Consider the following 10,363-nt stretch of genomic DNA (forward strand, 5'->3'; position numbering starts at 1 on the left):
TCGTATGAAGGCTGAATTACAGGAAATAGCGTCGCAGTTCGCGCTGGAAGGCGCTATCACGGCAATCGACTCGCTGGGCGAGGGATTCATCAACGACACGTTCATCGTCCGCACGGCGGGCGATGCGCCGGATTACATCCTCCAGCGCAAAAACAAGAGCATCTTTCCCGACGTTCCGGCCATGATGGAGAACATCCGCAAAGTGACGGATCATATCCGCCGCCGCGTCGCAGCCGCCGGGGGCGACCCCAGACGCGAGGCGATGACCGTGGTTGCGACCCGCGACGGAAAGCTCTATCACGTGGACGCACAGGGCGAATATTGGGCCGTTTCGGTTTTCATCAGCGACACGATCGCCTACAACAAGGCCGACTCCCCGGAACTGGCCCGCAAGGGCGGCGAAGGCATCGGCAAGTTCCAGGCCCAGCTGGCGGACTTCACCGAGCCGCTGGCCGAGACGATCAAGGGCTTCCACAACATCCGCCACCGCTTCGTGCAGTGGGACGAGGCGCTGCGCCGCGACGCCGCAGGCCGCGTGAAAGACCTTGCGGAGGAGATCGGCTGGATCGAATCGCGCCGCGACGAGATGCTCTCGTTCTGGTCGAAGGTCGAGGACGGCACGATCCCCACGCGCGTGACCCACAACGACACGAAAATCAACAACATCCTCTTCGACAAGCAGGGCGAGGTGCTGTGCGCCATCGACCTCGACACGGTGATGAACTCCACGTCGCTCAACGATTTCGGCGACGCCATCCGCTCCTACGCCAACACGGGCGACGAGGACGACCGCGACCTTTCGCGCGTGGGCATGTCCCTCGAAATGTTCCGCGCCTATACCGAAGGCTATCTGTCGCAGCGGGCCGGACAGCTCAACCAGGCCGAAATCGACCACCTGGCATTCTCGGCCCGTTACATCACCTTCGAGCAGGTGCTGCGTTTTTTGATGGACTACATCGAAGGCGACACCTATTACAAAACGAAATACCCCGAGCACAACCTCGTGCGCACCCGCGCCCAGTACAAACTGCTGCAAAGCATGGAAGAGCAGTACGGCACGATGTGCGAAATCGTACGGGAAACCGTCGCCAAATACAAATAAGGAATGGAAATTCGCAAGATAGCAGGCATCGCGCCCGACGACCGGGCCGCCGTGGACGAGGCATTCGCCGGAATCGAGCCGCTGCCGGTGGCGTGCTGCAACTGGCCCGCGGAATTTCCCTACGCCCCGGAAGTCAGCTTCCGGATGTTCCATACGGGCGACTGGCTGATGCTGCGCTTCGACGTCGCCGAACGCTACACGGCGGCGCTCGTCACGGAGGACAACGGCGAGGTGTGGACCGACTCGTGCGCGGAGTTCTTCATCGCGCCCGACACAGGGATGTACTACAATTTCGAAACCACCTGCATCGGACGGATGCTGCTCGGGGCGCGCAAATCCCGGACCGAGGCCGAGCACGCCTCGCCCGAGGTGCTGGCGGGCGTGAAACGCTACACGACGCTTCCCTGCGGCGAGCCTTTCGCCGAGCGCGAGGGCGACAACCGCTGGTCGCTCACGCTGGCCATCCCCCCGCAGGCGCTTTTCCGCCATGCGCTGACCGACTGGAGCGGTCTCAAGGCCCGCATGAACCTCTACAAATGCGGCGACAACCTCTCGCACCCCCATTTCCTCTCGTGGCGGCCGATCCGGACGGAGAAACCCGATTTCCACCGTCCCGAGTTTTTCGGGGAGGTGACGTTCGAGAAGTGAAAAAGTGAAAAGTGAAAAGCTGAAAGCCAAGAGACAATCCGGTCGCGATGCGACAACTGCGGGCAACAGGCGAGCGCAATCGCTTGCGAATTGCCGAGCCGCCACAGCAGTCAAGGCGCGTGTTTTTGCGCCTTAAGTCCCCTCCCGAGGGAGGGATTTGGGGTGGGGTCAGACTTGTAAACGACACCAACGGCGGCGACAACACGATCGGCAGCAAACCGACAGAGAGAAAGATTAACAAATTACATAAACGTATGAACAACAAGTATTCACTTCCCAAAGACGGCGGCCTGATTTCCGAATCGGCTCCGCGCGACATCATCCATCGTTACGAGAAGATCCACACCAAGGTCTACGAAAACGAGTACGAAGGCGTGCAGTACGTCGCCGACAACATCGTCAAGGCGATCCGCATGTACAACGAAATCCACTGCTCGAACGAGGTCTACGAGGAGTCGCAGCCCTTCGTGCTGGGCCTCACGACGGGCCGCACGCCGCTGGGTCTCTACCGGGAACTGGTGAAACGCCACCACGAAGGGCAGATCAGCTTCCGGAACGTCGCCGTTTACAGCCTCGACGAGTTCTACCCGATCCGGTCGACCGAACAGCAGAGCCGCAACTACCGCATCCACGAGGAGTTCCTCAACCACATCGACATCCTGCCCGAGAACGTGCACATCCCCGACGGTACGGTTCCCGAGGACCGCGTTTCGGAATACTGCGCGTCGTACGACCACTCGGTGCGGCGCATCGACCTGATGATCATCGGCGTCGGCGAGGACGGGCAGATCGGCTTCAACGAGCCGGGGTCCTACTCCCGTTCGCGCACGCGGCTGGTGCAGCTGACCTACAACACCCGCAAAATCCAGTCGGGCGCTTTCTTCGGGCTGGAGAACACGCCCAAGATGGCGGTCACGATGGGCATCGATACGATCATGCGCGCCAACCGCATCATCCTGATGGCCTGGGGCGAGGAGAAGGCCCACATCGTGCAGCGGGTCGTCGAGGGCGAGATCACGGATCAGGTTCCCGCCTCGTACCTCCAGGCGCACCAGAATATCGAGGTGGTGATCGACGAGAATGCCGCGCAGCTGCTCACCCGCGAGCAGACGCCGTGGATGGTGGGTCCCTGCGAATGGACGCCGAAATTCGTCCGCAAGGCCGTGGTATGGCTCTGCGGCGTGGTTAAGAAGCCCATCCTGAAACTCACCTATAAGGATTACATCGAAAACTCGCTGGGCGAACTGCTCGAACAGGGCCGCGCCTACGACCAGATCAACATCGACGTCTTCAACGACCTCCAGCACACCATCACGGGCTGGCCGGGCGGCAAGCCCAACGCCGACGACTCGACGCGTCCCGTGCCTTCGTCGCCCTTCCCCAAACGGGTGATCGTCTTCTCGCCGCATCCCGACGACGACGTGATCTCGATGGGCGGCACGTTCATCCGCCTCGTGCAGCAAGGTCACGACGTGCACGTGGCTTACGAAACCTCGGGCAACGTGGCCGTGCACGACGACGTGGTGCTGCAAAACATCGACACGGCCCGCGAACTGGGCTACGGCAACCACTACGCCGAAGTCGAAAAGGTCATCGCCGGCAAGAGGAAGGGCGAACCCGAGCCGCGCCCGCTGCTCGACCTGAAAGGCGCCATCCGCCGCGCCGAGGCGCGTGCCGCCGTGCGCTCGTTCGGACTGAACCCCGACACCAACGCCCACTTCCTCAACCTGCCGTTCTACGAAACGGGCGGCATCAAGAAGGGCCAGCTCACGGAGAAGGACATCGAAATCATCGTCAAGCTGCTGCGCGAGATCAAGCCCCATCAGATCTACGCCGCCGGCGACCTTGCCGACCCCCACGGCACGCACCGCACCTGCATGGAGGCCGTGCTCGGCGCCCTCGAAGTCGTGAAGGACGACGAGTGGCTGAAGGAGTGCCACCTGTGGCTCTACCGCGGCGCCTGGATGGAGTGGGACCTCGGCATGGTGGACATGGCCGTGCCCCTGTCGCCCGACGAGCTGATTATGAAACGCCACGCCATCTACCGCCACCTCTCGCAGAAGGACATCATGCCTTTCCCGGGCAGCGATCCCCGCGAGTTCTGGCAGCGGGCCGAGGAGCGCACGCAGAACACCGCAAAGCTCTACGACCAGCTCGGCATGGCCGAATACCAGGCTATCGAGGTGTTTGTGAAGATGTTTTAGCGCATCTTCACAAAAACTTCGATTAAAAAATGAAGCATTGAACATTAAAAAATCACCCCATGCGCTTAATCATTGAAAATACCCCCCAGCAGGTAGCCCAGTGGGCCGCCAATTACATCATCGCCCAGATCAAGAACAAGGAGCAGCACACCTCGTCGCCCTTCGTGCTGGGGCTGCCGACCGGCTCGACCCCGCTGGAGACCTACAAGGAACTGATCCGCCGCCACAAGACGGGCGAAGTGTCGTTCAAGAACGTCATCACGTTCAACATGGACGAGTATGTGGGTCTCCCCGAGGAGCATCCCGAAAGCTACCACTCGTTCATGTGGAACAATTTCTTCAAGCACGTCGACATCAGGCCGGAGAACGTCAACATTCTCGACGGCAACGCCGACGACCTGGCCAAGGAGTGCGCCGACTACGAGGCGCGCATCGTCGAGGCCGGGGGCATCGACCTCTTCATGGGCGGCGTGGGCGAAGACGGACACATCGCCTTCAACGAGCCGTTCTCGTCGCTCAACTCCCGCACGCGCCTCAAGACCCTAACGCAGGACACGATCCAGGTCAACGCCCGGTTCTTCGGCGGCGACATCTCGCTCGTGCCGAAAACCGCGCTGACGGTCGGCGTGGGCACGGTGCTCTCGGCCAAGAAGGTGCTGATCCTCGCCACGGGCCACAAGAAAGCCCGCGCGGTGCGCCACGGCGTCGAAGGCTCCTACAACCACCAGTGGACCATCTCGGCCCTTCAGGTGCACCCCAACGGCATTCTGGTCTGCGACGACCCGGCCGCCGAGGAGCTGCGCGTAGCCACCTACCGCTATTTCAAGGACATCGAGCGCGAAAACCTGATCTCGAAATAAGCGCATTCCCGATACGAAGTCTCCCGCAGGGCCTGCCCTGCGGGAGACTTTCGCTTCCACGCCCCGGATACAGAACTCCCGGCGTCATTTTACGGCCGGATTATTTGCCGAATGCCGGAAAAATTTTATCTTTGTAGAGCATTGCTTATACGGATAAATCGTGGGAGCGTCACTCAAGGACATAGCCTGCAAGCTCAACCTCTCGAAAACGACCGTTTCGTGGGTCCTCTCGGGGCAGGGCGACAAAAAAGGGATCAGCGCGGAGACACAGAGCCGCGTGCTCGCCTGCGCCCGCTCCCTGGCATACGAACCGAACCTGCTGGCCCGAAGCCTCAACACGGGCGTATCGAAAACCATCGGACTGATCCTCCCCTCGATTTCGGACACCTTCTTCGCCCACATCGCCGACTGGATCGAGTCGGAAGCCGAGCGGGAAGGCTACTCGCTGATGATCGCCGGCTCGAACTCCGAAACCGAACGGGAAAACGCCCTGATACGGCTTTTCAGGTCGAAAAAGGTCGACGGCATCATCATCGCCCCGGCCGACGCTTCGGGATGCGAGGTCGGCCGCCTTGCGGAGAGCGGCTGCCCGGTCGTGCTGTTCGACCGCGGCCTCGCGAAAACGGACGCCGGCTGCGTGGTGATCGACAACGAGGCGGGCAGCCATGCGCTGGTCCGTCATCTTGCCGCCCGGGGATTCCGCAAAATCGCCATCATCACGACCTTCCCCCACCTCCCGACGATGGAACTGCGGCACAGGGGCTACCTCCGCGCGCTGGCGGAAGCGGGACTGCACGCCGATCCCCGCCTCTACGGAGAGGTCGCCTATGCCGGCTACCGGCAGCACGTCTGCGATACGCTCGACCGCATTCTCTCCACGGTTCCCGACACCGACGGCTTTTTCTTCACCACGCATATCCTCGCCACCGAGGCCCTGCGCTATTTCCACGACCGGGGCATCGACATCAGCGACGGCCGTCGGGGGCTTGCCTGCATGCACGAAGACCCGCTTTTCCGCCTGGCCGCCCCCCGGATGAGCGTCGCCCGCTTCCCCGTCGAAGAGATCAGCGCCCACGCCGTGCGCCTCCTGCTGCGGCAAATCCGCGAAAGCCAATCGCCCGGCTCCGTCCGCCCGGCACCCGAATCGGTGGTGCTGCCCTGCCGCATGGAGTTCCGGGACGAATAAGCCCGTTCCGTCCGGACATCCCTCCCCCCCCGATACGAAAGACCCGCAAAACGATGAAGTCCTGCGGGTCTTTCTCCGGAAACTAATCTCTAAATTACTTCTCGGCAATCAGTCCGATCTCGTCGATGGCAAAATAAGCGGGAACGAGCAATCCGTAGGCATTCGCCTCATTCGAAGCAGGCGAGAAGGCCAGACAGTCGACCTTGCCCAAAGCGGAAAGATCGACCTTTTTCCAGTCCGACAACTTTTCCGAACCGTTGATCAGGAAGCACTCCGCACTACCGGTCTCCTTGCCCTCAAGCGAGCCGGTAATTTTCACTTTATAATAATACGAAGCCTCGTCAACCTGCGTCGGCTTATAAGGGTAGGTAATCGCGCTGTTGGCCATATACAGATAGCTGACCTGACGCGGCTCCTCAAATTCGATCATCGGAGTTGCATAACCGCTCGTATATCCGTCGAAATAACCGATCATGCAGTTCGACGAACCGTTTGCTCCCTTATCGGCCCATACCATAAACTGGTTCGCATAATTGACGCTCGTAGCCGTTCTCCCGTAATTGGCAGACAAGACGAAACCGCCCCAATAGTCTCCGTAGCCGATGTCGGCTGAAAAATAGGTTCCGAACCAAATCTTCTCATCCGAGGTCGAACAAAGATACCCGCTGTAAACGCCACCTACGGCCAGATCGTCGTAGCTGCCGCCCTTCGCCCAAAAGACATTATGGTGATTTCCCGCCGCAGAACCGCCGCTAACGGTAATGTCGCCGAGCTGTACAGCCTTGCCGTCGATAGCAAGCATCCCCTCGCTCGTTTCGAAAGAAATCAAATTAGACGGTTCCGGCTCCGGATCGGGATTGGGGTCCGGATCGGGTTCCGGATCGGGTTCGCTCACATGCACGGTACAGGTTGCCGACACCGAACCGTATGTCGCCGAGATTTTGGCGGTTCCGGCAGCCACGGCCGTCACAAGACCCGATTCGGAGACCGTCGCGAACTCCTCGGCATCCGAAGACCACACCACGTCGTCGGTGGTATTCGCCGGCGCCGGCGTTGCGGTGAGTTGCAGGGTTTCGCCGACTGCAAGTTCTTTTTCCGTACAATCGAGCACAACCGCAGTCGCAGGGACGCGGGAATCGCCGTCATCGTCCGAGCAGGCGGCCAAAGCGCAGGCCGCAAATGCGAAAAGCAAGAGTTTTTTCATCGTTCGTCTGATTTTAAGTATGTTCGTAAAATAAAAAATCCGGTCCCGGAACCTGTCTCTCCGCAATAAATGCTGAAAATCAGCAAATTGCAAAACAAACACCCAATTTTACACCCAAGAATGTAAAGTTGGGTGTTTTTGTATTATTTAAGAAATCGTGTTCTATGTGCTTATAAGAATTTGCGGCGCATGATAAAATTTGTCAGCTCCAGTTTGTTTGCCCTATACTTCTGTATTTTGACTATTTCATATCCCTTCTTCTCAAAGAACGGTCTGGCTGTCAGGCTTACTTCGGATGTGATTTCAACAACTCCCAATTGCTTGGCAATGCGTTCAACTTCAGAAAGAAGCTGTGTGGCCACGCCTTTGCCTTGCCAGTCCTTGTGTACGAACATGGAATGCAGATAGCCGTCCTTATTCATGGATGAAAAGCCTACCATGTGGTTCGCTTTATCAAAAGCACCTATAAAATGATTGTGTGACAGAAGCTCTTTCAAATGCTCCACACTGTCACCACAAGATGCCCAATCTTCTACTTCTTCTTTTGTATAATGTCTGATATTAACATGCAGTACGGTAGAGCGGAATAACTCCTGCATTTCGGGAATGTCCTTTTCTTCGAGTGGGAGAAGCCTATATTGAGGGTTTAACCATTTAATCACTTTGCATGGATTTCCAACGGCAACACAATCAGCCGGAATAGATTTGGTCACTACACTTCCGGCACCAATCACACTCCCTTTTCCGATAGTGATTCCTGCAAGAATAATGCTGCCGCCACCAATCCATACATTATCTTCTACTGTAATAGGTAAAGCCTTTGTCCTGAAAAATAGTATCCTTGAATCTTCCTCCCAATTTCTCACAAACCGTTCCTCAAAATTTATCGGATGAGTAGCTGTGTAAAATTGCACATTTGGAGCAATCAAAACCCTATTACCAATATGAATCAGATTTTCATCCATCATTGTACAGTTATTATTGATAATGGTTTGTTCACCAATAAAGATATGTTTTCCGCATTGGCAAGTAAAGTTCTGTCCTACACTTGAATGATTACCAATTCTTCCCAACATTTTGGAAAGAATTTCTTTCCTTTCATATTCTACCGTCTTTATGTCATTTAAGACACATAAATAGTCTTTTGTCCTGTTTATCATTGCTAACAGTTCTGTATCCAAATAGTTACAATATTCTCCTGACAAAAAACGTTGGTAATTGCTTATTTCTTTATTCAATTCATTTACCATTATGAACTCATCCTTTGTTTCTTTTACTATTCTGAATCCCAACTTAAATATATTCTTAATTCAGGTGTATTTATAATCTCTCTTGGGGGAGTTTCCATTCCTTTTGGGATGAAAATAGCCTCATAAAGAAAATCTCTTAATAAGAAAGATTCCTCTTGATATAAAGGGCGGATTCTGTAATTTATTGTATTGCTCATATTGTTCACACTTTCGTTTCAAATCTGACATATTGTTTTTGCTGTATTTTCAGATACCAAATTGGTTGATTGCAGCTGTTATCCATATAATTCATTTTTTAGTAATGCCATAAAGATACAAAAAAGGAGCGACCAAAATGCTATTTGACTACTCCTTTCGGTTATATTTGAACTATTTAACTTTAACGAATTACAATTTGAATCCTCTGCTTTTTCTTGGTTCTTCCACTGATTGTCGTAAACCTTGCCGAAGTTTCTCCCATTGCTCCTTAAACCATTCTCCGATTGGTTGCCTGTTTACGGTCAGTACCAATTTATTCTCATCAACCGAACTTTTCTCAACCTTGAAAGTGTCATTCTTGATTTCAAATCTTTGCCTATGCTCTTCGGAATAGATTGTTCCATTGCATCTGATAGCTTCCTTTTTCGTCAAAAGGCTGTTTATCATATCTTTGGTAAATCCGATGGCATAACATAGTCTTTCCATTCTCAACATTTCTTTGAGTAATGGAAACCAGTTGAATGCCTTTTCAAGAATGGTGTTCAATCGGGATATTTCCTTGTCTTTGGCTTCAAGCTCTTGATTATATATTCCTTGCAGGTTACGAATCTGCTTGCCGTGCTGTTCCTGCATTTGTTGCATCTTAACTTTTAATTCATCAATGCCCTTGTCACGTTTGGCAATTTCATGACGTAAATTCTCGTTAGATTGTTCCAAATCTTTCAATTTACCGCTGCCGAAAAGAGAACCTACACCGCTGGTTATGGCAGTGGCTACATCGGTGGCTGTCTTCTTTAGTTTGTCTGTGCGTATCTCTGCTTTTACCTGTTTGAGTTCCTGTTCGGCAAGGCTTACCTGTTGCTCCTTGTATATCTTGGTTTCCTCTATACGTTGTAGTTCGGCTTTCTGCTTCTCAATGATGAAGTCGTTTCGTTCCAAATGCTCCTTACCTGTAACAGCTTTTGCCTGCCCACGTTCCATCAGGAGAATATCGGAAGCAAGGGTCTGCATGGTTGCCATATCCTCGTCATTGAGCTTTCGGCTCTTTCCGGTTTCGTGGTTCATCCAGTCAAATACGATATGAGCATGATAGTTCGGCTTGAACCATCTGCTTCCGATTTGAAAGCTTTCTTTGTCTTCCGCTTCCGGCTGACTGTTCAACCAATGCCCTTCATCTTTGTGCAGGAAAATCTGTAGTGGAGTGATGCCCCAGCGTCTTTGACACTCTTCACCGAATTTGCGTACATCAGCCAATGTGGTGTCCGGTCTGATAAGCAATACTCCTTCACGGATGGGTGAACATCCCGCCACCTTGATAATTTTTCCATTCTTTCCCTTGCGTTCCCTTTCCTTTTCCTGCATGGCACGTTCGGTCTTTTCCTTGACCATTTGCTTGATGTTGTCATAATGAGTTCGCAGTTCGGGAGTGCCGAAGTCGGGATTTATCCACTGCTCGTTGTCGGTGGAAAGTTCGGGAACGATATAGATTCTGGATTCCCCGATATTACGCATATACTCGGCAGTCCTTCGGTTGTGCGCCTCGCTCGATGCGATGTTGCAAGGCTTGATATGTATGCTTGATTTTGTTGCCATAGCTTCTTCCTTTGTTTGTAATTGATTATTTTGCTCGCTTTCGCAGAGGGGTTCTTAGGGGTAACCCATAAGCGGAGATTGCAAAGAGAGGGTCACTCTTTGCTCGGGGTTCTCAGGG

General features: G+C 54.4%; 8 protein-coding genes and 1 pseudogene. 5 read left to right on the top strand and 4 right to left on the bottom strand.

Annotated elements, in window-relative coordinates:
* Positions 1-4 precede the first annotated feature (4 nt).
* From BHV64_RS03750 to BHV64_RS03770, 5 genes are all read left to right on the top strand, one after another.
* The gene (locus BHV64_RS03750; protein WP_217727314.1) at positions 5-1,102 is read left to right on the top strand and encodes a phosphotransferase enzyme family protein; all 1,098 of its coding nucleotides are present in this window, start codon (positions 5-7) and stop codon (positions 1,100-1,102) included.
* A gap of 3 nt (positions 1,103-1,105) precedes the next feature.
* On the top strand, positions 1,106-1,750 hold the full coding sequence (locus BHV64_RS03755) for a carbohydrate-binding family 9-like protein (RefSeq protein WP_015546306.1): 645 nt from the start codon (positions 1,106-1,108) through the stop codon (positions 1,748-1,750).
* 254 nt (positions 1,751-2,004) lie between these two features.
* Positions 2,005-3,954, top strand: coding sequence for a 6-phosphogluconolactonase (locus tag BHV64_RS03760; protein WP_138266025.1), 1,950 nt, complete (start codon positions 2,005-2,007; stop codon positions 3,952-3,954).
* Positions 3,955-4,013: 59 nt separating this feature from the next.
* A complete protein-coding gene (nagB, locus tag BHV64_RS03765; RefSeq protein ID WP_015546304.1) occupies positions 4,014-4,814 on the top strand; it encodes a glucosamine-6-phosphate deaminase in 801 nt (266 codons plus the stop codon).
* A 160-nt stretch (positions 4,815-4,974) separates the two neighbouring features.
* Positions 4,975-6,000 (top strand): LacI family DNA-binding transcriptional regulator, encoded by a 1,026-nt coding sequence (locus BHV64_RS03770; protein WP_217727313.1) that lies wholly within the window; start codon positions 4,975-4,977, stop codon positions 5,998-6,000.
* A 94-nt stretch (positions 6,001-6,094) separates the two neighbouring features.
* On the opposite strand, the gene BHV64_RS03775 is transcribed toward BHV64_RS03770, so the two are convergent.
* The 4 genes and pseudogenes from BHV64_RS03775 to BHV64_RS03790 form a co-directional block, all read right to left on the bottom strand.
* Positions 6,095-7,204 (bottom strand): DUF4465 domain-containing protein, encoded by a 1,110-nt coding sequence (locus tag BHV64_RS03775; protein WP_217727312.1) that lies wholly within the window; start codon positions 7,202-7,204, stop codon positions 6,095-6,097.
* Positions 7,205-7,374: 170 nt separating this feature from the next.
* Positions 7,375-7,803, bottom strand: a complete 429-nt coding sequence (locus BHV64_RS03780; protein ID WP_118337323.1) for a GNAT family N-acetyltransferase — start codon at positions 7,801-7,803, stop codon at positions 7,375-7,377.
* A 48-nt stretch (positions 7,804-7,851) separates the two neighbouring features.
* A pseudogene (locus BHV64_RS03785) lies at positions 7,852-8,454 on the bottom strand (sugar O-acetyltransferase); the annotation flags it as partial.
* A gap of 387 nt (positions 8,455-8,841) precedes the next feature.
* Complete coding sequence (locus BHV64_RS03790) at positions 8,842-10,245, bottom strand: mobilization protein (protein ID WP_288115574.1); 1,404 nt, start codon at positions 10,243-10,245, stop codon at positions 8,842-8,844.
* Between the last annotated feature and the right edge of the window lie 118 nt (positions 10,246-10,363).

Origin of the sequence: Alistipes sp. 56_sp_Nov_56_25, assembly GCF_001915285.1 — a bacterium.
GTDB lineage: Bacteria > Bacteroidota > Bacteroidia > Bacteroidales > Rikenellaceae > Alistipes > Alistipes shahii.